Annotated in this window: 20 protein-coding genes; 16 read left to right on the forward strand and 4 right to left on the reverse strand. The window is 46.4% G+C overall.

Going from position 1 to position 24,127, the window contains the following annotated elements; all coding sequences use genetic code 11:
* The first annotated feature begins 125 nt into the window (after nt 1–125).
* Nucleotides 126–2,324 carry a hypothetical protein gene (locus AC58QD_RS16515; RefSeq protein WP_497335137.1) on the forward strand — a complete coding sequence of 733 codons (2,199 nt, stop codon included), beginning with the start codon at nt 126–128 and terminating at the stop codon, nt 2,322–2,324.
* A 55-nt stretch (nt 2,325–2,379) separates the two neighbouring features.
* Here AC58QD_RS16515 and AC58QD_RS16520 read toward each other — a convergent pair whose 3' ends face one another.
* Nucleotides 2,380–3,576, reverse strand: coding sequence for an aminotransferase-like domain-containing protein (locus AC58QD_RS16520; RefSeq protein WP_497335139.1), 1,197 nt, complete (start codon nt 3,574–3,576; stop codon nt 2,380–2,382).
* 192 nt (nt 3,577–3,768) lie between these two features.
* On the opposite strand from AC58QD_RS16520, the gene leuB reads away from it, so the two are divergent.
* From leuB to gcvH, 4 genes are all read left to right on the forward strand, one after another.
* On the forward strand, nt 3,769–4,851 hold the full coding sequence (gene leuB / locus AC58QD_RS16525; protein ID WP_497335141.1) for a 3-isopropylmalate dehydrogenase: 1,083 nt from the start codon (nt 3,769–3,771) through the stop codon (nt 4,849–4,851).
* A 375-nt stretch (nt 4,852–5,226) separates the two neighbouring features.
* Nucleotides 5,227–5,775 carry a peroxiredoxin gene (locus AC58QD_RS16530; RefSeq protein ID WP_497335143.1) on the forward strand — a complete coding sequence of 183 codons (549 nt, stop codon included), beginning with the start codon at nt 5,227–5,229 and terminating at the stop codon, nt 5,773–5,775.
* 96 nt (nt 5,776–5,871) lie between these two features.
* Entirely contained in the window at nt 5,872–6,333 is a 462-nt protein-coding gene (locus AC58QD_RS16535) for a redoxin domain-containing protein (protein WP_497335145.1), read from the forward strand.
* A 44-nt stretch (nt 6,334–6,377) separates the two neighbouring features.
* Entirely contained in the window at nt 6,378–6,761 is a 384-nt protein-coding gene (gene gcvH, locus AC58QD_RS16540; protein ID WP_497335147.1) for a glycine cleavage system protein GcvH, read from the forward strand.
* A gap of 103 nt (nt 6,762–6,864) precedes the next feature.
* Here the strand turns inward: gcvH and AC58QD_RS16545 are convergent, their stop codons facing one another.
* Nucleotides 6,865–7,119 (reverse strand): DUF2164 domain-containing protein, encoded by a 255-nt coding sequence (locus AC58QD_RS16545; protein ID WP_497335149.1) that lies wholly within the window; start codon nt 7,117–7,119, stop codon nt 6,865–6,867.
* Between the two features lie 171 nt (nt 7,120–7,290).
* Between AC58QD_RS16545 and AC58QD_RS16550 the strand changes: the two genes are divergently transcribed.
* The 5 genes from AC58QD_RS16550 (at nt 7,291) to AC58QD_RS16570 (ending at nt 12,783) form a co-directional block, all read left to right on the forward strand.
* Nucleotides 7,291–7,719 (forward strand): hypothetical protein, encoded by a 429-nt coding sequence (locus AC58QD_RS16550; protein WP_497335151.1) that lies wholly within the window; start codon nt 7,291–7,293, stop codon nt 7,717–7,719.
* A 265-nt stretch (nt 7,720–7,984) separates the two neighbouring features.
* Nucleotides 7,985–8,779: an RNA polymerase sigma factor SigI gene (gene sigI, locus AC58QD_RS16555; RefSeq protein WP_497335153.1), complete on the forward strand. Its 795-nt coding sequence runs from the start codon at nt 7,985–7,987 to the stop codon at nt 8,777–8,779.
* Between the two features lie 5 nt (nt 8,780–8,784).
* The gene (locus AC58QD_RS16560; RefSeq protein WP_497335155.1) at nt 8,785–10,218 is read left to right on the forward strand and encodes an anti-sigma factor domain-containing protein; all 1,434 of its coding nucleotides are present in this window, start codon (nt 8,785–8,787) and stop codon (nt 10,216–10,218) included.
* A 201-nt stretch (nt 10,219–10,419) separates the two neighbouring features.
* Nucleotides 10,420–11,742 (forward strand): ATP-binding protein, encoded by a 1,323-nt coding sequence (locus AC58QD_RS16565; protein ID WP_497335157.1) that lies wholly within the window; start codon nt 10,420–10,422, stop codon nt 11,740–11,742.
* Between the two features lie 24 nt (nt 11,743–11,766).
* On the forward strand, nt 11,767–12,783 hold the full coding sequence (locus AC58QD_RS16570; RefSeq protein ID WP_497335159.1) for an aldo/keto reductase: 1,017 nt from the start codon (nt 11,767–11,769) through the stop codon (nt 12,781–12,783).
* 81 nt (nt 12,784–12,864) lie between these two features.
* On the opposite strand, the gene AC58QD_RS16575 is transcribed toward AC58QD_RS16570, so the two are convergent.
* Nucleotides 12,865–13,422 (reverse strand): hypothetical protein, encoded by a 558-nt coding sequence (locus AC58QD_RS16575; RefSeq protein ID WP_497335161.1) that lies wholly within the window; start codon nt 13,420–13,422, stop codon nt 12,865–12,867.
* A 110-nt stretch (nt 13,423–13,532) separates the two neighbouring features.
* Between AC58QD_RS16575 and AC58QD_RS16580 the strand changes: the two genes are divergently transcribed.
* The 3 genes from AC58QD_RS16580 to helD all read left to right on the forward strand — a co-directional run bounded on the left by AC58QD_RS16580 (nt 13,533) and on the right by helD (nt 18,474).
* A complete protein-coding gene (locus AC58QD_RS16580) occupies nt 13,533–14,798 on the forward strand; it encodes an MFS transporter (RefSeq protein ID WP_497335163.1) in 1,266 nt (421 codons plus the stop codon).
* A 20-nt stretch (nt 14,799–14,818) separates the two neighbouring features.
* A complete protein-coding gene (locus tag AC58QD_RS16585) occupies nt 14,819–15,778 on the forward strand; it encodes a Gfo/Idh/MocA family protein (RefSeq protein ID WP_497335165.1) in 960 nt (319 codons plus the stop codon).
* 245 nt (nt 15,779–16,023) lie between these two features.
* Nucleotides 16,024–18,474, forward strand: a complete 2,451-nt coding sequence (helD, locus tag AC58QD_RS16590; protein ID WP_497335167.1) for an RNA polymerase recycling motor HelD — start codon at nt 16,024–16,026, stop codon at nt 18,472–18,474.
* A gap of 63 nt (nt 18,475–18,537) precedes the next feature.
* Here helD and AC58QD_RS16595 read toward each other — a convergent pair whose 3' ends face one another.
* Nucleotides 18,538–19,587, reverse strand: coding sequence for a glycoside hydrolase family 15 protein (locus tag AC58QD_RS16595; protein ID WP_497335169.1), 1,050 nt, complete (start codon nt 19,585–19,587; stop codon nt 18,538–18,540).
* Between the two features lie 290 nt (nt 19,588–19,877).
* Between AC58QD_RS16595 and glgB the strand changes: the two genes are divergently transcribed.
* The 3 genes from glgB to glgD all read left to right on the forward strand — a co-directional run bounded on the left by glgB (nt 19,878) and on the right by glgD (nt 24,102).
* Nucleotides 19,878–21,770, forward strand: coding sequence for a 1,4-alpha-glucan branching protein GlgB (glgB, locus tag AC58QD_RS16600; RefSeq protein ID WP_497335171.1), 1,893 nt, complete (start codon nt 19,878–19,880; stop codon nt 21,768–21,770).
* A 71-nt stretch (nt 21,771–21,841) separates the two neighbouring features.
* Nucleotides 21,842–22,996: a glucose-1-phosphate adenylyltransferase gene (locus AC58QD_RS16605; protein WP_497335173.1), complete on the forward strand. Its 1,155-nt coding sequence runs from the start codon at nt 21,842–21,844 to the stop codon at nt 22,994–22,996.
* Nucleotides 22,993–24,102, forward strand: a complete 1,110-nt coding sequence (glgD, locus tag AC58QD_RS16610; RefSeq protein WP_497335175.1) for a glucose-1-phosphate adenylyltransferase subunit GlgD — start codon at nt 22,993–22,995, stop codon at nt 24,100–24,102. The genes AC58QD_RS16605 and glgD overlap by 4 nt, the downstream gene beginning before the upstream one ends.
* The last annotated feature ends 25 nt before the right edge of the window (nt 24,103–24,127 follow it).

The following is a 24,127-nucleotide window of genomic DNA, read 5'->3' on the forward strand; positions in this document are numbered from 1 at the left end:
TTAGAACGGGAAAAGGTTGCACATTGTCGATAAATTTATTGCTAAATTTCCTTCCTCTCTATGTCGATATACTTAAAGGATTACTATACAGACATGCTTTTGTTATGGAGGGAGTAAATAAAGCTATGAAAGAAGCTGCACAAACACAGCGGTTGTCCAAGCTTAAGGGTTCACGCACCGAGGCATCATGGTTAGGGAAAGCACTGGTAAGCTTTATTGTCTTATGCGTAGGGTTATTAGCACTCGTACCCTCGTCCGGGCATGCTGCAGATGAAGTAGTGAAATCGATCCAATGGGACAATAATTCACCCGTACATATTTATGTAGAGCACAACACGTATCAATTGAAAGTGCTGTCTGAAGTGGAAGGCCTTACGATGAAGAAGGATGTGACCGACGAATCGTACTGGGTATCCTCCAACCCTCAGAACGTAAAGGTAGAGAAGGGACTTCTAACTGCACTTAAGAGCGGAACAGCTAAGATTACCGCGAAGTACAAAGGATTCTCGATTACAGTGGATGTAACGAGTGAGTACTTGTTCAAGGAAATCCGCTTGAATCAGAACGAAGCCACCCAATTGGAACTGGGTGATCCAGTGTTAGCTTTGTCTGCATTTGCTGTGGAACAAGACAGCACTTCCAATGAAATTACGACGAATGCCGAATGGATTTCTTCCAATGCTTCCGTCGTTACCGTGAGTAAGGGGAATGTAACGGCCAAGGGCAAGGGTACCGCTACGGTCACTGTGAAATATAAAGGAATGTCCGATTCTGTAGAGGTGAAAGTAGTCTCTCCTTATTCCTCGATCGAGATTAATCCTATTAGCGGGCTCGAATATTATGTTGGCGATACTGCGGCCCATCCTTTGACGGCTACAGCCAAACTAATTGGAGGCAGCACAGAGGAGGTCACGGAGAAAGCGGAATGGAGCAGCTCTAACTCCAATATCGTCACGGTAGAGAAAGGCCGACTTACTTTTCTTGCAGCAGGCACTGCTAAGATCACCGTTTCTTATCTGGGTGTATCCAAAGAAGTGAGTGTTATTGTAAGGCTTCCTTATCAGGCGTTGGTGTTAACTCCATCTGAAGATCGCCATATGTTCTTGTCAGATGAGCCTCATCAGGTACAAGCTCAAGTCATGAATGATGTGAACAACAAGATGGATGTAACCTCGCTTGCGAAGTGGACCTCTTCCAATCCGATGGCTGTAACAGTCGTGAATGGGAATATTGCGGCCAAAGCAAAGGGTTCAGCCGTCATCTCAGTAGAATACAGAGGCATCACCAAGACGATCAACATCACCGTTCTACCGACTTTATTGTCGATGGAGATTGATGATAAGGGACCGCAATTGTTCCGTAATGAATCGAAGACACTGCCTCTAGTAGCGGGGACAACACTAGACGGGGAATCTTATGATTTCTCCCCTATTGCGAAGTGGAAGTCCAGCAATGAGAGTGTTCTGAAAGTGGAGAACGGGAAAATGATTGCAGACCAGCCGGGAACTGCAGTATTGACCGCTACAATCCGAGGGTTCTCTGCTTCTATTGAAGTAAAGGTTCTGGAGAAGGTGCTGGCGCTTCTGCCTTCTTCCAAATCGATAAGTCTTATTGTTGGAAAAGAAGCAAGCATTCCGACGATTCGCGCAGTATTTGAAGATGGAGCAGAAGAAACGTTAACCGACAAGATGGTTTGGAAAACTTCTTCGCCAAATGTGTTGGTGAAGGACGGCAAGCTGAGAGGACTGCTGCAAGGGAAATTAACGTTGACGGGGACTTATTTGAACAAGACGATAACGATTCCAGTTACGCTTGAAGAAGAAGTGGAGCAATTCAGGATAGAGCCCGAATCAATTGAGCTTACTCTTGGTCAAAGCAAATCGGTTAAGGTGACAGGGGTATACGGGGATGGGGCCACAACAACGCTTACGTCCAAAATCACGTGGAACTCGTCGTCCTCAAATGTTGCAGTGATGAAAGGAAGCTTCGTTAAAGCAGTAGGGATCGGGGATGCTGTATTAACCGGAACTTTTCAAGGTAAGCCGATCCAAATAACAGTTAAGGTTGTTCCTAAGCTGATGAAGCTGGAGGCGGATGAAAAGAGCTATTCACTCGCAGTCGGCGGATCTGCGAATATTGCTCTCCGAGCCATCTACGATACAGGTGCGGCTGCTAATATTATGGCAGAAGCCGTGTGGTCCTCTACTAATCTGGGCGTGGTTCAGGTCGAGAAGGGTCAGATCAAAGCTTTGAAGAAAGGCTCAGCCTCTATCAAAGCAACGTACAAAGGGAAGAGCCTGACCATTCGTGTAACAGTCAAATAACGGCTAGTATAGAAGAGCGGAGTTGCCCATCGGGGCAACTCCGTTCTTGTATGGTTTAGCTATGCTGCATGTAGGCCATCATTGCTGCGGCTAATCGATCCATGCCGACAATTAATTGGTCAGGATCCGTATGAGTGAAGTTCAGCCTCATCATGTTCGGTCTCGGATTCTCCGCATAGAAATCCGTGCCAGGGACGAACGCTACCCCTTCTTCAACCGCAAGCTTCAGCAGCTCTGAAGCGTGGATTGATTCGGGAAGCTCCACCCAAAAGAACATCCCGCCTTGTGGTTCTTGCCAACGTAAATTCGCGAACCGCGCGTCGCTTAGCAATTGCTTCATTCGCAGCATCCGTTTGTGATATTCCGAACGTATAGTGCCTATATGCGCATCTAGATCATAATGCGTAAGCAGCTGATGCAGCGCTTGTTGATCCAATGTGCTGGAATGCAGATCGGCGGCTTGCTTGGCTCGGGTCATCATCTGGATGACACCGCTGTCGCCAATGACCCAACCCGTGCGCAGCGCTGGGACTACTGTTTTGGAGAACGTACTCGTATACACAACCGTACTTTGTTCCGGATGGGAATCGAGGGAGAAGATCGTGGGGTATTCCGCACTGGTATCGAACTTAATCTCTCCATAGGGATCATCCTCCAGTATAAGGACGTTCATTCGCTTGCATTTCTCCAACAAGCCTTTACGCCGTTCCAGGCTCCACACCTTACCCGTTGGGTTAGCGAATGTAGGGATGACATATACAAGCTTGGGTTTGTACAGCTTAAGCTTGTCGTCCAGGTCATCCATGTTCATTCCATGTTCATCTGCTTCCACACCAATTACTCGAACGCCTATGGCCTGGAAGATTTGCAAAGCAGCTAGATAAGTAGGGTTCTCCACGAGGATGACATCGTCTCGGCTCAGATAGATGCGAGCAAGTAAATCAATCGCCTGCTGGGACCCGGTAGTGATTAACATGTTCTCCGGATTGATATGCATGTGTTTGGCCGCCATACGCGTGCAGATCGCTTCGCGAAGGGGGGTGAATCCTTCGGTTAGTCCGTATTGCAGAGCACCTTTACCCTTTTGGAAGACACGTTCGAATGAGGCTTGCACCGCTTCGAGCGGAAAGTAATCCTCAGCGGGTAATCCTCCGGCAAGGGATATAATGGATTTGCCTTGGGTAAGCTTGAGAATATCTCTGACAGCCGAAGAGCGAAGCCCTTCCGTATACTTGGAGAATGAGTATTTCATACACTAGATCCCCTTCCGCGGTATTCTGAATATTAGTAATAGTCTACCGTATTTTTCAGCTCGTTTCTATTTCTTTCTTGGGTGATAAGCTATAGTTAAAAACTATAAAGATGATAGATATTATATCTTGGTCAAATGAGGGGTTTGTATGATACAACTGAGAATAGAAATCATTTCGAGGAGTGAACTAGGATGGCAGAAGTGAAAAAGATAGCGGTACTTCCAGGCGACGGAATTGGTCCGGAGGTTGTTGCTGAAGCAGAGAAGGTATTGAAGAAAGTAGAGGAATTGTTCGGACACCGATTCGAATTGTCTCACGGGATATTCGGCGGGATTGCAATTGATCAGACCGGAACTCCTTTGCCGCAAGCTACTCTTGATATTTGTAAAGATGCAGATGCTGTATTGCTGGGTGCTGTTGGCGGCCCGAAATGGGACAACAATCCCAAAGAAACTCGTCCGGAAACGGGTCTTCTGGGCATTCGCAAGGCACTTGGTTTGTTCTCCAACATTCGTCCTGCTGTTATTTTCGATTGTCTGAAGGAAGCTTCCACTTTGAAGCCTGAAGTACTTGAAGGCACGGACCTGATCGTAGTTCGCGAGCTCACAGGAGGCAGCTATTTCGGTGAGAAGTTCCGCCGCGAGACAGCAGAGAATGGTACAGAAGCCGTTGATACTTGTGTATACAATGTAAAAGAAATCGAGCGCATCGCTCACCAAGGCTTCGAGATTGCTCAGAAGCGCCGCAAGAAGCTGGCTTCTGTTGACAAAGCTAACGTTATGGAGACTTCCCGTCTCTGGAGAGAAACGGTTAACCGGATCGCTCCTCAGTATCCAGATGTTGAGCTGGAGCACATTCTTGTCGACAACTGCGCGATGCAACTGCTTCGCCGTCCTTCCAGCTTCGACGTCATCGTAACTGAGAATATGTTCGGTGATATTCTAAGTGATGAAGCTGCGATGTTGACTGGATCGATCGGAATGCTCGCATCTGCTTCCCTGGGTGAAGGCAGCTTTGGTCTGTACGAGCCGGTGCATGGTTCCGCTCCTGACATTGCAGGACAAGGAATCTCCAATCCGATTGCAACCATCTTGTCCGTTGCTCTGATGTTCAAGCTGTCCTTTAACTACGCTGAAGCTGGAGACAGCATCGAACGCGCCGTGAAGGAAGTATTGGACGCTGGCCACCGTACAGGTGATATCGCTGTAGACAAGAGCAAAGCAATCGGTACAACAGCAATGGGTGATTTGATCATTGCAGCAATGCGTAAGTAATTGATTGATTTAGTAATGTGGCCCGCCTCGTTGGCGGGTCTTTTTACTTGAACGGAATGGAAAGGAAGGGCATGGGGATGGAGCGGAGAAACGAAGTGTTTGCCTTTGTGCTTGGATTCCTACCTCTAAAAATATAATCAAGGGAACTCAAACACAACAGCAATCGTAGCCCATCCCCATGCCCTCCCCGCGCCAAATTGAACTCAACCACAAGGATCTCAGCTACTAGCCTGACGAAATCCTCGCTTAAATTCCCTTTTTATAATCAATATAAGTTAAAAGTCGTTATCATGTTGACTTTCACATTTTGGAATGATACGATTTTGAAAGTGAGCTTACATAAAAGTAGCTAATTATTTTGAGGAGGAATGCTGCATGGCAGATCGTTTGGTTGGCAAGAAAGCACCGGATTTCACAATGCAAACTGCATTAGGTAACGGAGAAGAGTTTGGTCAAGTCTCATTGTCAGATTATAGCGGGAAATGGTTGGTTCTTTTCTTCTATCCACTAGATTTCACATTCGTGTGCCCAACAGAAATTATCGCTATGAGCGAAGCTGTTGAATTGTTCGAAGACCTGGATGCAGCCGTTCTGGGCATCAGCACAGACAGCAAGCATTCTCACCGTGCATGGATCAACACTCCACGCGATTCGAACGGATTGGGCAAGCTGAACTACCCTCTTGCTTCTGACATTAACAAGACTGTTGCCCGTGACTACGGCGTATTGATTGAAGAAGAAGGAATCGCGCTTCGCGGATTGTTCATTATCGACCCTGAAGGCGAATTGAAATATCAAGTAGTTAACCACTTGGATGTAGGCCGCAGTGTAGATGAGACGGTTCGCGTATTACAAGCCTTGCAATCCGGCGGTTTGTGCCCAGCTAACTGGAAACCAGGCCAAAAAACATTGACTGCGAAGTAAGGTACGCGCGGTATTGAAATTTGATTGATGTTCCCTCCTGTCTGCACTTGCAGGTGGGAGGGTTTTCGCGTTTAATAAGGAAAGGAGCAAATTATTATGCCATTGAAACTTCGTGCAGAACTGCCTCCGTTTGAAGGAGTAACCGAGTGGGTGAATGGAGCAGCAGACCCTGCGCAATTGCAAGGGAAGCCTGTTCTGATTCACTTCTGGGCGGTGAGCTGTTATATGTGCAAGGACGGCCTACCCACTCTTAACGAATGGCGGGACAAGTTCGGAGAACAGTATGGAATGAGCATCATCGGTATACATATGCCCCGCTCCGAGAAAGATACAGACATTGATGAAGTGAAGAAGACCATTGAGCAGTATGAGATGAAACATCCGATCGCGATTGATAATGACCATAAGGTGACGGACTCGTTCCAGAACGAATATGTGCCTGGTTATTATTTGTTCGACGGGAATGGACAAATGCGGTTCTATGGCGCAGGCGAAAGAGCGCTTGGCATGGTAGAACAGCGTATCCACAAAATTTTAGGTCCGAAAGAAGAAGCCTAACGTTGTAACTTTTCCAAACACAAGTATTAAGGAGGAATTGTAGAGTGATTGTGCCAGCAGAGTTAAAGTACAGTGAAGAGCATGAATGGACGCGAGCGGAAGGAAATCGAGTCGTCATCGGGATTACGGATTTCGCTCAGCATGAGCTTGGCGATATCGTATTCGTTGAGCTTCCGCAGGTTGGAGACTCCTTGTCATTCGGAGAGCCATTCGGCAGCGTTGAATCTGTCAAAACCGTATCGGAGCTATATGCACCGGTCAGCGGTAAGGTAGTGGAAGTGAACAACACATTGGAAGATGCTCCTGAGAAAGTCAACCAAGCCCCATACGGAGACGGCTGGATGGTCATAGTTGAACTGTCCGATGCTTCCGAGTTGGATAAGCTGTGGAGTGCGGAGAAATACATTGAGACTTTCGGGCAAGAGTAAGGTAAGGTGCTGCTAGTATAGCAGCAAATATGCAGAGAGGCCGGGGCAATAATCCTGGTCTCTCTTTTGTATACTATTTTCAAGACACAGCTTCCCTGTGAAGTTACTTTTGGATGCTCCGAATAGGTTTCTGCAAGGCATACAGCTCATCTTCCAAGCTGCTCATGCGGTCGAGCAGAACAGTCTTCGCATCCATAATGGCTTGGTTATATATGAAAGGATATAGCTCGCGCAGCATCACATCCAGCCATTCCTCTGCAGCTAATTGACCAATGGGTTGTTCGAATTGTGCTTCAAAAGCACTTTGTACGGTTGCCAACATTTGCAGCTTTTGTTCTCTTGGAATTTTGATTATCATAGAAGTTCAATCCTTTCCTTGCAAAAGTTATGGTATGATTTATTATATAAAGAAAAGGGTAAAAATCCAAAAAGGTACTTACCCAAGACAGGAATTTTCGTGTCTTTTAGCGAATAGGGATATGAAACCACAATCTTTTGAGCTTTACCCAGGCGAAGGAGGCGTATGGCAATGAGTTTTTGCTGCGGAGCGAGCATGATTGGAACGAAGGGTACTTTGAAACATTTGTCTGCGCGCATACACAACGTGCCATTGTTATTTTGTCCGGTATGCCATCAGGTCGATGTCCATTATCTAGTAGAAATGGAGTACGAAATACTGGCTGAATATGCCCATGGTGATGGTGCTGCAGAAATTGATTTCGAGGAGTATGTCGAGGACCGGCACGGTGACGCTCTATTCGAGAATTGTGTAAGCAGTGAATCAGAGGATCCGCTTGAGCTGGTTCGCAATCAGATTGATAGTTCACTTGATCTTCTGATGGCCGCCAAAGCGTTGAAAGATGAGGAGTGGGAAGCGCAGCTGAAAGAGCGGCTATCCGTTCTCAGCCAGCGTCGTAACAAGCTGAGGAACAGGACGTCTCAGTCGGCCACCGGATAATATCTCAAGTATGTTATTACGCCTTCCATTTTGGAAGGTGTTTTTGTTTTGGAAGCTTATTCGAGATTAGTAATTGTTTCCAACGGCTCCGTAACAAAACGTTACATTCTGGCGTCAAATTCAGTATGAGGCACAGCATAGGGTGGCTTTGAAGGCAAGGCTAGCACTGTGCTGAGTATTATTATGCTATAATACAAGGATCGGGTTTGGGCTACCCCCATATCTTAAGCAGCCCAATCGAAACATCTAGTGTGAGGTGGAACGGTTGTTACTGGTACTATTCAAAAGATTCTTAGGCAAGCGCCAGTCTCACCATCCCTCTGAAGCGAAAGATACTCCGGAGTATAAAGTAATGCGCATTCAGGAGGGTGAGTTACGGCTACGAAATCAATTCATTACTGATTATCAGCCGTATGTTGCTAAAGTTACAAGCCGTTTTTGCAAAAGATACATAGATCCTTCCCGTGACGATGAGTTTAGTATTGCCTTGGGGGCCTTCAATGAAGCGATCAATCAATTCTCTCCTGAATCTGGACGATCCTTCTTGAGCTTTTCCGAGACAGTGATGCGTAGACGGTTGATCGACTATGTACGGAAAGAACAGCGTTTCTCACAGCAAATTCCCTACAGTTCTTTTGAAGTGGAGGATGAGGAAGAGAGCGCGGTTAATCCGATAGAAATCCACCAAGCAATCGAGCAATATGAGAAGGACAAAACAACAGAGGAGCGGCGCAGCGAGATTGTAGATTTCAGCCGTTGTTTACAGGAATTCGGTATTTCGTTCTCAGAGCTTGTGGATGTGTCTCCAAAACACAGTGATTCTCGTGAAGTATTATTCACGATTGCAGCACTGCTAGCTGCAGATAATAAATTAATGTCCGTCATACTCAGTAAGAGGGTACTGCCCATTAAAGAACTGTTAGAGCAAGTACAAGTATCCCGCAAGACTTTGGAACGTAACCGCAAGTTTCTTATTGCGGTGGCGCTAATCTATAGCGGTCCTTATCCTTATCTAAAAGATTATTTGCGCATACCTAATTCTGATTCCGGAAAGGAGTGAACGAGTTGAATAAAGGAATTGTTATGGAAATGACAGAAGCGCACCTTGTAGTATTAACTCCGGTCGGTCAGTTTCTGCGGGTTCCTCGTGGTAACCGTGTTTGCGAACTGGGTGATGAGATCTTATTCTCGTCTGTTCGGAATCGTTTTAGACGCCCTATGCTTACCTTTATCTCCACCATTTCAGCTGCGATTATCATCTGTATTGTAGCGTTCACGGGGATTACTCCTCACTTGGGCGGCAATCAACCTATCGTTGCTTATGTCACATTGGATATTAATCCAAGTGTGGAACTTGGGATTGACGCCAAACAGCAAGTGTTGGATGTAAGAGGGCTCAATGAGGATGGTGTCCTCCTAATTGAGCAACTCAAATATAAAGGGAAGAGCTTGGACGAGGTTACTGTTGAGCTGCTCGCCAGAGTGGAGATCAAGGGTATATGGAACAGTGGTGAAGGGGATATCATCATATCGAGCTCCAAAGCTTACGAAAAAGCTGCGATCGATGAGGTTGCGATTGGCCAAGTGATAAAAGAATCGGTAGATAAGCATATTCAGACTAATCATCCACAGAATCAAGCGGCAATTCATGTAGCCTCACTCGTCACTCCAGTAGAAATTCGTGAAGCGGCCAAATCCGAAGGGGTCTCCGCTGGTAAATATGCACTTTACTTGAATGCCAAAAGCTTAGGCACTTCAGTCACGATCGAGGAAATGAAGACTCAATCCATTCATAAGATTGCAGAAGATCGGGGCGGTCTCGATAAATTAATTGATACGAACAAAGTGGTGGCCAAAGAAACGTTCTATAGACTACTTCAAGAAGAGAAAAAGGGCGAGTTGGATGCCAAGCTTAAGGAGTCTAACTCCAAGGATGGCAAATCAGACAACAAGAACACAAGCAACAAGAATGATGATAAGAAGAACGATGATAAGAAGAATGATAACGGCAAGAATGATACGAAGAATGATAACAAAACAAGCTCTGCTACAAACAAGAAGCCGGATTACGGTGACACCATAAGCAAGCCTACCTTTACACCGGCGAAGTATGAATCGGATCGGGACAAGAAGGCGAGAGAAGAAGCAGAGAAGAAAAAAGCCGAACAAGCCAAGAAGGAATCAGAAGACAGGCGAAAAGCGGAGCAGAAGAAGAAAGAGGAAGAAGAAAAAAAGAAGGAAGAGCTCAGAAAGAAGGATGAGGAAAACAAACGAAATGCGGAGCTAAAGAAAAAAGAAGAAGAAGAGCGGAAGAAAGAAGAGCTTAGAAAGACAGAAGCAGAGGAAGAAAAGAAAAAGCTTGCCACTGAGCAAAAAAAGAAAGAAGAAGAACGGAAGCGCCAAGAAGAAGATCGCAACAGGAACCAGGGCGATGATCGCAGAAGTCAAGAGAATGACGAATCTAGAAAGCGTCAAGAAGACGATAATCGCAGAGATTAACCCTACTTTTTATTTTATATTGCAATAGTCCCGATCTTACTAGAACGGTAGAACTAGGCAAGTTGGTCTAATAAATAAGCCTTTCCTCCTTAGAGGGAGGGCTTTATTGTTTTCGACAAAGTTCATGGTTATTCGCGATTGACGGAATCAATCGTACCGACTATGATACTGTTGATAAATTGAATAGAGAGGGTGAGGGGAATGTCCGATAAGATGAAAGAGTATGTTCGGGCTTTGAAGCAATATGTCCAAACGGGCAGCTACGGTTCTCTTCACCCTGCTACTCTGCTACAATCGGTTCTTCATGATGCTGCGCCTGAGGAAATCGTAATGCTTCACGAGCGGAGCGTTAATATGCTTGTCGCTGGATTAGATCCGGAAGAGGCGCTGAGAGTTTACAAGAACTCAATGGGGTTCTTAATTGACCTGATGGTGAGTGGCAAGTTACAGTATGTGCAAGCTGAGTTACATAACTCTAATTATCAAACCTCAAATAAATACGAAGATGTATTACAGCAGCTGGATTGCGGAATTATTATGTTTGACTGCGAGGGGTTCGTATCTTTCGTCAATGTACAGATGGCCAAATTTCTAAGTGTGTCACGAAAGTCCCTTTTAGGCTGCAACCTTCGAAGTCTGATGGGACATCGAACCTTATCGAGATCTTTTCGTAAGTTGATCTACAAATGTTATCAGGAAATGTATGTGTACCGATTAAGATATCAAGAGGTGATTGACGATACGGGACGGCATTATCTCATTACGACTACTTACGGTGAAGATATGGACGGGGATATCCTGATCAGTGTGAAGGACATAACCGATTTCAAACGTATTGAGCAGACTGCGTATCAGAATGACAAATTGGCGTTACTAGGCAAGATAGCTGCTTCTATAGCACATGAGGTGCGTAACCCTCTCACTTCGATCCGCGGGTTTATTCAATTGCTTCGTCCCCATCTGAAGTCCCTCGGCAAAGACGAATATGCTAAGATCATAATGGATGAAATTGACCGTGCGAATGAGATTATTTATGAATTTCTTAACTCCTCGAAGCCTTCTGTCCCGGACAAGCAGGAGGTTCATGTAAGCTCTCTGTTAAAAGAGCTTAGTTTGTTGTTTGAAAGTGAAGCGCTTCTTAGGGGCTGTGATATTGAGCTTATGCCCGTAGAGCCTGCACTTACTGTATGCATCGATGTGAAGCAAATGAAGCAAGCCTTGCTCAATTTAGTGAAAAATTCATTAGACGCAGTAGAACGTGAGCCTAAACGTAAAGGGCGAATCCGTATTTCGGCAGATCAGTATGGAGATAAGATCAGGATTTCAATTCAGGATAACGGGACAGGAATGGACGCTAACACACTAGCTCGATTGTTCGATCCGTTCTTCACAACCAAGGAAGAGGGCACTGGACTTGGCTTGCCGGTCTGTTATAGGATAATAAAGAACCATGGCGGATTGATTGCAGTCGACAGTGTTGTAGGGAGCGGTACGACGTTCTTCATCACGCTTCCTTCGTGTTAGACAATATGTGTGAGGTGAAGAGACATGCGGTATAGGGAATTTGGCAAGATCGGCTACCGAGTATCTTCACTGGGATTTGGGGCAATGAATTTGCCTGGCGTACCTTTAGAACAAGCTCGAGAAGCGTTGAATTATGCACTGGATCAAGGAATTAATTATATAGACACGGCAGCTGCTTACCGCAATAGCGAGGAGATCATCGGAGAGACCATCTCCCATCGCCGAGACGAATACTTTCTCGCTACTAAGACGGGCAAACGTGACTATGCATCGGCCAAAGAGGAGATCGATCGCAGCTTGCAACGGATGAAGACAGATCATGTCGATCTGCTGCAAATTCATTATGTCAACTACGTAAAAGAGTTCAAGCAGGCCATGGAGCCGGATGGAGCTTATCTTGCCGCATTGGAAGCGCAGCAAGCCGGAAAGGTAAGGCATATTGGGATCAGCGGACATCGTCCTGAATTGTTAACCAAATGGATCGCATCCGGACAGTTTGATCAAGTCTTGTTCCATTTGAATCTCGCACAGCCGTTCGCTAATCGGGACTTAATCCCGAAGATGGTCGAGCTTAATATGGGCAGAGTGGCCATGAAGCCTTTGTCCGGAGGGTTCATTCAACCTGTTGATAAGGCTATCCGTTATCCCTATAGTAAAGATGTGCATGTGATCATTTCGGGTATGGTAAGTGTGGAGGAAGTGAAGCAAAATATTGCTGCAATGGAAGCAGAGGTTCAAGAGGCGGAGCATGATGAGTTAGAGCAATTAGCCGTTCAATTAGGGACCCATAACTGCAGACGATGTAATTATTGCTCTTGCCCTATTAATATCCCTATACCAGACGTAATGATATCCAGCAGAGTAAGAGAGACCTTTGGGCTTCTGCCTAAAGGCAACGGATTTTTTGATAAGCATAAAGACAATATTATGTCCTGTGCCGACTACGAACCCTGTAAGGAAAAGCCCTTATGCCAACAACAGTGCCCTTATCATTTGCCCATGCAAAGAGTAATACAAGAAGCGGCGGCACTCTATCAATAGACAGCAAGAATGGATATTATGCAAAAACGACTGCATCCTTGTCATAGGGTTGCAGTCGTTTCGTTATGGGGTATATATAATTCAAGCTTGAATTTCTACACTGCGTGTCGGAACAGATGTCACAGGGACCGGCAAGGCAACAACGGTCTCCAGATCCTCCATGCGGATCATCAGACGATTCGCTTCTTCTACTGTAAAGTTTAAGCTGGACATACGTTGAATCAAATTAGGCAAGTTGATCGATATCGTACCGTTACGGTTTTTTTTGGCTTTTAAATCATATTTTAATACCGTGAGCGATGCTGTATAATCATCGGTATGGTTCAGGCTTCCAACACTTACACCTTCAGTCGGAATGACTAACCATTTGCGATTCCATTGGATCGTTCCCGGTTGGAAGGAGACGACTAACCACTCGGCTTCTTCACCTGATGCATCGGACCGCTTGATAATCTCTACAGATTGTTTACCTGTACGAAGCTTCTGACTGGTAGGGATGTCTGGTAAGAAGGGGACGATGAAGATCGGGATCGCGCTTGCTATATAAAGCAGTATGGGTGATTCCTGCCATACACTAGCACCGAACATAATAGCAAAGAGGATTAAACTTAAAATGAGTAACGTTCTGTTGGCTTTCATTTATCCTGTGCCTCCTGTAATAAATACGCTATTACCTATCATATCACACTGTTGATCTGGTTTGAAGATGTAGAAATATGTCATACGCCTTTTGGTAGAGGAGAATTTTCATGTTTCAAGTGTTTGCGCGTGTCAGACAACCCAAGAACTCCTCCTATCGGCGAGGCTTACGTGCTGCAACTATGGAAGGGTTTCCGGCCATTGTCATTGTTCTGCTGTTAGGAGGACCTTTCCTCACGGGCTATTTGCTGTATTTGGGGGCTAGCTCCACTCAGATTGGGATTGTACTAGCTATTCCGAATCTAGCAAATGTGTTACAAATTATTGGGGCTTTCCTTATTCAGAGATTCCAGAATCGCAAGCTAGGGCTGATGTTATTTGCCGGTCTTCACCGGGTGATCTGGACCCTGACCGGGATAATCCCATTTATATTCCCGCCAGAGTGGTGGGTAGCCGTTTATATTGTCGTTACGATGATTGCTTTTACAGGTAATGCATTGGGGAGTGTGTTCTTCACCTCGCTTCTCGCAGATATGATACCTCCTAAAGTTCGTGGACGATATTTGGGATTTCGGAATTCCGTGATATGGGCCTTCGGTTGTGTCGTGCTTGTAATTTGCGGACAAATATTGGATCGAACCCCGGAGCCGACTGGTTTTCATATTTTATATGTGATTTGTGCGGTTTGTGCAGTGTTGAATGTAATTGCTTTTACACGCTATCCGAATATGCCCTTTGTTCCTTCGCAAGAACTGAATAGGAGCAAGATGGTTGTTCAACCCTTTCTTAACAAGCCTTTTCTGATCGCTACGTTATTTATTGCATTATGGCTGCTCATTCAAGGGCTTTCTATCCCGTTCTACAATTATGTTATGCTAGATTTGATGAAAATAAGCTATTCCTGGATATCAATAATAGCAATGACCCAAAATGTAGCCATGATGCTCAGTTACTACATGTGGGGCACGCTGAACATGCAATATTCTACTCGCACCTTGCTGTTCTGGACTTTACCTATTATTGCCTTATCGAGCTTGCTGTGGGGGCTGACTGCCTTTTTACCCGTTATTCCTTTGTTATTCGTGCTGCATATTGCGCTTGGATTCGGGGTGGGAGGATTCAATCAGCTTACGTTCAACTTCGTGATCAGTGATACTCCCAAAAGTGAACGTCCGATGTTTGTTGCAGTATTTTTCGGCATCACGGGTCTAATGGGCTTTATCGGTCCCGTAATTGGCGGTCTAATCTATAAGCAATTATCAGGTTCGGCTGGGTGGGTGCAAATGTACGGAGTATCCGTCTCGGTAGGTATTGCATTACTCTTGATTGCAGTAGGATTGGGAAGAGCGGCACTTAAAGAGCGTACGTTAAAATAGCGGCAGGAGTGTGCATAACGATGGGCTTCGGAACGGATAGTAAGAAGAAGATCGGAATTGTTGGGCTTGGTGATATTGCTGTCAAAGCGTATTTGCCTGTGCTTCTGTCTCATCCCGATGTGCAAATTGAAGGGATTATGAGCCGCCGTTCTGAAACGGTGAATCGCATTGGCGAGCAGTATCGACTGTCAGCCAGATATACGAATTTATCGAGATTGCTAGATCATGAGCTGGATGCGGTATTCGTGCACACGCCAACCGAGACACATGAGGAGATCGTGACGGCTTGTATCGATAAGGGTATTCCAGTCTATGTGGACAAACCGCTCTCGTACAACATTGAGGGATGCCAGCGCATGTCGGAGACGGCGGCAAGGCGAAATGTGCTGTTAGCTGTCGGATTCAATCGCAGATTTGCTCCTATGTATGCAGAGGCGAAAGCTTGGCTTGAGGAGGTCGGAGGCATCGATCTGGCGATCGCTCAGAAGCACCGGACTAGGCAACAGAAGCTGACTGCCCGAGAGACGATGTATGATGATCTGATCCATATTGTGGATCTGTTGCTTTGGCTAGGCGCGGGAGAGCAGGAACTGCTGTCTTGCTTGCAGGAACGTGATGCGGAGGGGCGGCTGCTGCATGTTACAGGAAGTGTCGGATATGGCCAAGCAACTTCCCTATTCAGCATGAGCAGAAGAGCGGGAGCAGATCTTGAGAAGATGGAGCTGCACGGCGGAGGCAGATCGGTTGAAGTAACGAATCTGGAATCAGCGGTATGGCGTGATCGGGATAGTGGTGAGGTTACGAGGAGATTCGGCAGCTGGGAGTCGATTGGTGTTAGACGCGGCTTCGCAGGTGCAGTAGAGCATTTCCTGGAATCACTGGATAAGCCGGAGATTTGTACGATTCGAGCAGACCAGGTTATGCCCACACATAAGTTGATTGAGAGAATAACAGCCACAGGCGGAGACGGATCGAGATAAGTTGGCGTTTCGCAAAATACACACATATAGAAGGACCGTTCGGAGTGATCCGAAACGGTCCTTTATGATTGAGAGTATTCATAATTGCCAATAAAAAAGAGGTGTGCTACAATTGAAATGTTGCACCCGTAGATAATGGGGTATGGATAGTTTCTACCTAATTCTAATTATACCTCAAATATCAGCGGGTGTCAACTGCTTAGCAATAGCGCCTTGAAGGAAATGTACTAGGGAGGGTTTTCACGATGGAACCGATCGATTGGAAGCAAGAAGCGGGACGGTTAGACCAAACGCTAAGCTTGATTCGAAAGGAGCTCGAGCATTGGGAGAATGTGTTGGCAGAACGTAAGAAGGATATCGTTGAATCTAGGAAACATTTCGGTGAATTAACATTTGACCCTCTCGACCTGGAGGAGTCAGCGATGGACTTCCGCCATCATAGAAGGGAGCTGGATCGTCAGGAATTAGTGTATTCCCATGCATTCGCTTCCAGACGCAAGCTGCTTTTGCTGTTAGATGCCCCCTACTTCGGGAGAATAGATTTCCAAGAAAGCGGTGCAAACCAGCCTGAACCCATCTACATTGGAAAAGCCACCGTCCTGGATGAGTTGCAAGAACATGTGTTGATTCATGATTGGCGGGCTCCTATAGCTTCTATGTTCTATGATTATCAGTTGGGCGCAGCTAGCTACGAAACACCGACAGGGAATATAAGCGGGACGATTGAGCTCAAGCGGCAGTACTTAATACGCTTCGGACAGTTGCAGCATATGTTCGACACAGGGCTCCATATTGCCGACAGCTTGCTGCAATTGTTGCTCGGTCAGAATGCCGATGACAAAATGAAAAGTATTGTAACAACCATTCAACGGGAACAGAACCGGATCATACGCGAAACTCGCTATCGGACTGTTATAGTGCAAGGTTCAGCAGGGAGCGGGAAAACCTCAGCAGCCATGCAGCGTGCAGCCTATATGCTTTATCGGCACCGCGATACCTGGCAGGCCAATGATATATTGCTATTGTCACCAAACGGATTGTTCGGTGATTATGTATCGAACGTACTTCCAGAGCTTGGTGAAGACCGCTTGCGTCAGATGACGTTCCAGCAGCTGCTCGAGCAATCGCTCGGAGCGGCTTACAACATTGAAGATCCTTTCAGCCAGCTGGAGAGTTTGTTGGCGGCTGACGAACACGATCCGAATACAGCCAGTCGGATCCGGGCGATCCATTGGAAAGCCTCTCTTGATTATGTCGGCTTATTGGAGGCATATATCCGATCGTTGGAGTTCGAAGGAATGATATTCAAACCGATCGGCTTCCGCTCTCAGACTGTAGTGTCCGTCGAGAGACTGAATCAGCTTTGGTATGAGGAATTCAGCGGGCTCTCGGTACGCAAGCGTGTGGAGAATATTAAGATTTGGATGGAAGCCGAGCTGAAGGTCAAGCGGAAGGAATATATTCGAATCGTATATAAGAATTTGTTGAAGAAGCCGCATTACTTAGGTGCAGAAGAAGAGCTTCTCGAGATGGCGAAGAAGAAGGTTGCCGAGCATTTCAAGGACATGCGCACTGTGGTAGAAGATCTGGCCTTTATTGATTTTCGCGGATTATATCAGCGATGGTTCGAGTTGATGGGGGACGATATTATAAGCCAGCTTGAGGGTGGAGAGTCGATTCGCATGCAGACGCTGGAAGGAATTCAAAGGGACGTGATGCCCTATGAGGATGCCGTACCGCTTATGTATTTGCGCCAAGCGTTCGTGGGAGTAGAACAGCATCATTCGGTGCGGCATGTGATGATTGACGAGGCGCAGGATTATTCTCCGTTCCAGCTTCATATGATTCGCTCGATTTACCCTCGCGGCGGAATGACATTGCTTGGAGATTTCCAGCAAGCTGTATTGGCGCATACATTTGCTAGCGGGAATAGCTTGCGAACTCTGCAGGAGCAATTCCCCGCGGAATCGACATTGCTGTTTGAATTAACCAAGAGCTACCGGTCCACTAGGGAGATCGTAGACTTATCAACGTCTATTGTGAAGAGAACGGACATCGAACCTTTCAGTCGAAATGGTGAGAAGCCGATTGTCGTGCGTGTTGATTCCGGAAGACAGCTTCCTGAAGTCGCAGCTCGAGCCATTCGTGATTTGCAAGCGAAGGGAGCGGCATCCATTGCTGTAATTTGTAAGACCGCCCACCAGTCAGAGCAAGCTCACCGTGACTTATCAGCTGTTTATAAGCGAGATGAGCCTAGGCTGCAGGATGGGGAATATCACATGGTAGACCTTGAGCTGGAGCCGGGAATGGAATTGAAGGTGAAAATGGAGAAACACAGGGGAGTAGAAGAAACATATTCCCAAGCTGCTTCCGTACCGTCAGTTGGAGCCTCTGTGCTTCTAGAGGACACTCAGCAGGAACTGCAGCAGGAACAGTCTTTGGAGTTAGTTACTAAATATACACAGACGTTCAAGCGCGGTGTTGTGGTGATTCCTTCCTACTTGGCAAAAGGCCTGGAATTTGACGGGGTAGTCGTATACGATGCCAGTGAGGAAGCCTACTCGTTGGAGCGAGATCGACGCTTGTTCTACACAGTATGCACCCGAGCCCTGCATCATCTGGTGCTGCTCACTCCAGGTGATCTGACCTCTTTCTTGACAGACGCCAGCGTATACGATGTGAAATACGAATTGTAATCCGGCTCTGTTTAACGCCAAGGACCGCTAGAGTTACCTCCTCTAGCGGTCCTTGGCGTTAAATTAGCGCGGAACACCTACACTTAATGCTTCCTTAGCCAGAATATACATCGCTGAGCTCCAGCCAAGCGGGGTGTTCTTGTTAGGTATACCGGTTCCGCTGAAGAACAGTTCAGGCAATACGCCAGGTTCGGGCATTACGGCTTCGGTACGCGCCAGGTATTCCATCGCTTTTTCTGGAAATCCTAACTCGAAGTGGCACAAGGCTAGCCATGGCAGGCCAAATGTCCATTCTGCTTCTGTGCCCAAGTAGGCTTCACGCGGCAAACCGCGGCCTGATTCTGCTTCCTTGGTGCTATAATAGCTATCTCCTGCATAACGTATTACACCGCGTTCTCTAAGAAGCTGCTGCTCCACGTTGCCCACGACCATCTCACCAAGCAGACCGGTAAGCAGTCTGTATGGGTATATTAGGCTTAGCAAGGAGAGGTCAACTGGCTTGCTCGCACTCTCATGTGGGAACAAAGCGAACACTGAGTCTAATCCAAGCTTAATGAGTCGATCCGGTACTTCGACGATGTTCTCGCCGGCTTTCAGCCCAGCAACACAAGCTCCTACAGAGGAAGCGTGGACTTCCCTCTCCTCCTCCCACATGCCGTTGTCGGGATCGCGCCAATACTGCACATTATCGAGATAACGGACTAGCTTCTGAAGAATGACACGGTCGCGGTCTGTGCGGAACATAGGCTTGCCGAATTTGATGCCAGTTCCAACACCGTATAGGAAGGCACCGATCATGTCATGTTGAACGTGGCCCCAGTTCTGCGTGTGGATCTCATGCAGATCGGGTGTATAGCGGGCATGAATATATTCCCATTCCCATATTGGTTTATGTTCGCATAATATATCGATTTTCCATTCATATTCTAAGAATAAGTCGAACAGACGATGATACGTTCTTTCATATAAGTCATTCGATTTGTTCAGATAGGGCAGTGTGATGTAGATACAATCCCGAATCCAAACAAAACTGTAATCCTGCGATGGACTAGCCACATATACATCTCCAGGAAGACGCAAACGATCCAAGACGCGATAGCTTTCTGTTAACATGAACGAACCCCCATAATAGTAAAAATAACGATAGGTCAAAACAAAATCAGTCAACCCAGTTTCAATTCAACCAAATAGGTTTATATTGTGTATGCTGATTCTATAACTATAGTATCGGCATCTATGAACTCTATTATGCGAACTTGCGACAGGATTCGTCAATATTTTTTGCGAATATTCAGAAAAAATATTATATATGTAAATGTCATACTACCTAACATTACTCATCGGAATTATGATAAAATAGAATAAAACCCGAACAATATTGTAATAAGTGGGGTGGAATGTTTGTGAATGTGAGTTTTATTGACACGAAAGATCTATATATGTTTAACACTGGACAGCTATTTCAAGCGTATCGTGTCTTTGGCTCGCACCAAGGGATATGGAATGGAACTGAAGGGACCCGATTTGCCGTCTGGGCGCCCCGGGCAACAGCTGTAAGTGTGGTTGGAGACTTCAATGAATGGAATGGGCTGTCTCATCCGATGACCTTGGTAGAGCAGACTGGAGTCTGGATGACCTTCATCCCTGGACTGGAAGAAGGAACGGCTTACAAGTATGAGCTTCGTACGCAGCATAATGAATTGTTATTGAAGGCTGACCCTTTTGCCTATCATGCGGAACGACGCCCTGGAACAGCCTCGATTGTCAAGAGGTTAGATAAGTTCACATGGAAGGATGAAGTGTGGCAATCTCAGAAGAAAAAGAAAAGCTCCTATGAAGGCCCAATGTTAATCTATGAGGTGCATCTCGGCTCCTGGAAGATTAAAGGCAAAGAGGACTTTTATACGTACCAGGAGCTGGCCCATGATCTAATTAACTATGTGGTGGAGATGGGGTACACCCATATTGAGCTCCTCCCGTTATCCGAACATCCCCTTGACGCCTCGTGGGGTTATCAAGCTACAGGCTATTATGCGGCGACGAGTCGGTACGGTTCCCCGGAGGAGCTAATGGAATTGGTCAATCGTGCGCATGAGCGAGGAATAGGGATTATTCTGGATTGGGTGCCAGGCCATTTCTGCAAGGATAACCACGGTCTCCGGCTGTTTGATGGATCGCCTTTATTTGAACCTGCAGATTCGCGGTTGGCTGAGAAACCATTATGGGGAACCTTATCATTCGACTTTTCGAAGACGGAAGTGCAAAGCTTCCTTATCTCCAATGCGTTATTCTGGTTGGATGTTTTTCATATTGATGGATTGCGGGTCGATGCTGTAGCAAGCATGTTGGATCGGAATTTCGACAAGCCTGAGTCTATGCAGACATTTAACGAATCTGGGAGCAGTGAGTACTCGGAAGCGGTACAGTTTCTGAAGCGCCTCAACGAAACTGTGCAGCAATATTTCCCAGGAGCGCTAGTAATGGCCGAGGATTCTTCGAATTATCCGCGTGTAACTTCTGCTTCCGATGCGAACGGACTAGGCTTCTGCTACAAATGGAACATGGGCTGGATGAACGATATGCTGCGATACATGAGTTATCCACCGGAGATCCGGCCGCAGCATCACACACTGCTTAATTTCGCCATGATGTATGCATACAGCGAACGATTCGTATTGCCGCTTTCTCATGATGAAGTGGTTCATGGCAAGTTATCGTTACTCGACAAGATGCCGGGTGCTTATGAGCAGAAATTCGCGAATTTGAGGCTCTTTCTCAGCTATTGGATTGGACACCCAGGCAAGAAGCTGCTGTTCATGGGCGGGGAGCTAGCGCAATTCGCCGAATGGAAGGATGCGGATCAGCTCGATTGGCCGTTGCTCCGTTATGATTCTCACCGCAATTTCCACCGGTTCTCGAGACAATTGAATCATTTGTACACCTCACATCCGGCATTATGGGAGCTGGATTTCGAACAGGAAGGGTTTGAGTGGATTGATCCGGATAATGCAGAGCAATGTGTAGCATCGTTCGTTCGCTATGGTCGCGGATTGACCAAGCCCCTTGTATTCATTTGCAACTTTTCTGTGAACGCCTATGACAAGTATCGTATTGGGGTGCCTGAGTCTGGTGTATATAGAATGCTGTTATGCACGGATGAACAACAATATGGCGGTGCCGGAATTTATGATTATGAAAAGAAAATAATGACGGAAGAAGTATACATGCACGGACGCGAGCATAGTATTGAATTCGCACTACCTGGATTAAGTTGCATAATCTTTTCGGCAAATTGACTCAGGGTTGTATCCATGTTAGGCCTATGGTGAAGTGCGTTTGTTTCACAAATGTTGAAGGAGGAGCGTTCATGCAGCGTAAAGAATGTGTTGCTATGTTACTGGCTGGGGGAGAAGGTAGAAGACTGGGGGCGCTGACTCGCACATTGGCGAAGCCGGCTGTTCATTTTGGCGGGAAATATAGAATTATTGACTTTACCCTAAGCAATTGCACGAACTCCGGAATTGAAACGGTGGGTGTGTTAACTCAATATCAACCCCTTGCTCTCCATTCGCATCTTGGAATTGGCAGTCCTTGGGATCTTGATCGAAAGTCTGGCGGCGTAACGGTGCTTCCTCCTTATGTCAAACAGCGCGGCGGAGATTGGTACAAGGGTACCGCTAATGCCATTTATCAAAACATAGGATTCATCGAACAGCATGATCCGGAATATGTGCTTATTATATCGGGGGATCACATTTATAAGATGGATTATGACAAGATGCTCACCTACCATAAGCAAAAGGGCGCAGATGCCACAATTGCAGTCATTGAAGTGAAATGGGAGGAAGCCAGCCGTTTCGGTATCATGAGCACAAGCCCGGATCATCACATTACGGAATTCGCGGAGAAACCGAAGCAGCCGAAGAGCAATCTGGCATCTATGGGTGTTTACATGTTCAGTTGGCCAGTTCTGAAGCAGTATTTGATCGAAGACGATGCGAAGCACGGCTCCACCAATGATTTCGGTAAAGATCTTATTCCCGCTATGCTGAATGCAGGTCAGGAAATGTTTGCTTATCCTTTTGAAGGATATTGGAAAGATGTCGGAACCGTTGAGAGTTTGTGGGAAGCAAGCATGGATTTGCTCGAGAGCAAGCCCAGACTCAATCTGAATGATCGTTCCTGGCGTATTTACTCGGTTAATCCGAATCAGCCTCCGCATTACATAGGCCCCGCTGCCAAAGTGCAAGCCTCGCTTATTAATGAAGGATGTGTTGTTTTTGGTGATGTCGACCATTCCGTCTTATTCTATGGGGTCCATGTGGACGCTGGAAGCCGAATCAAAGACTCGGTTATAATGCCAAATGTGAAAATTGGCCGAGGTGTAATTATCCATAAAGCGATTATCGGCGAAGGTTGTGTAATTGAAGACGGAAGTGTCATCGGCTCTGAAGGCGATGACGAGATTACTCTGATCGGCAGCTTTGAGACCGTAAGCGGAAAACGGGGGGCGGAAGTATGAAGCGAGCGATGGGCGTCATTAATCTTGTCAATGAATATGAGGAAATGGAAGAGCTCACTTATGGCCGTTGTGTAGCCTCTGTGCCATTTGGCGGACGTTATCGGTTAATCGATTTTATGCTGTCAAGCTTGGTGAATTCCGGTATCTCTAACGTCGCCGTGTTCGCTCATACGAAGTACAGATCCCTTATGGATCATCTAGGGTCCGGTAAAGAGTGGGATCTCGACCGAAAGCGGAGCGGGTTGTTCATGCTTCCCCCCGCAGTTGACGAGATGCAAGATATGCTCAAAGGAGACCTGTACCACTTTAATCGCCATCGGGATTATTTCTACCGCAGTCCGAATGATTATGTAATTATTGCGCGCAGTCATATGGTCTGTAATATTGACTTCACCAAAGTGCTTGAAGCCCACATGGAGAGCGGAGCCGATGTTACGGTTTTATACAAGGATACGGTTGATCAATCCAGTGCCCGTTGCCGACGTCTGCAAATGAATGATGAAGGTCGAGTTATTGCGATGCAGGACCATCTCGGACGATTGGCAACAACGAACGTATCGATGGAAGTATTCGTGTTACGCAAGGATTTGCTGCTTGATCTGGTTCAAGTGTCGCTCGCAGAAGGTTATGATCACTTCGTACGCAACGCCATTATGCGCAATGTGGATCGACTTCGCATTCACGGCTACAAATATGAAGGGTACTTAGGAATTGTGAACACCATTATGAGTTATTACCAGCATAGTATGAATTTGCTTAATCCAGAGGTGTACCGAGACTTGTTTTTCTCGCCGGGTCTTATTTATACAAAGATCAAAGACGAACCTCCGACCAAATATTTGCGTTCTTCAAATGTAGGCAATTCTCTGATTGCCAATGGCTGTCATGTCGAAGGCACGGTCGAGAACAGCATTTTGTTCCGGGGAGTGAGGGTGCACAAAGGGGCCTCAATCAAGAATTGTATTGTAATGCAGAACTGCGAGATTGGAGAATATGTCTCGCTCGAGAATGCCATTCTCGATAAAGATGTAATCGTCGGCCGCGGCCGCGAGCTGTTAGGTGCTCCTTCAGCGCCGTTCATTGCAGCCAAAAAACGAATCATCTGAGGATTCGATTACAAGCTTCAAATAA

Source organism: Paenibacillus sp. J2R1T-4, assembly GCF_059692235.1.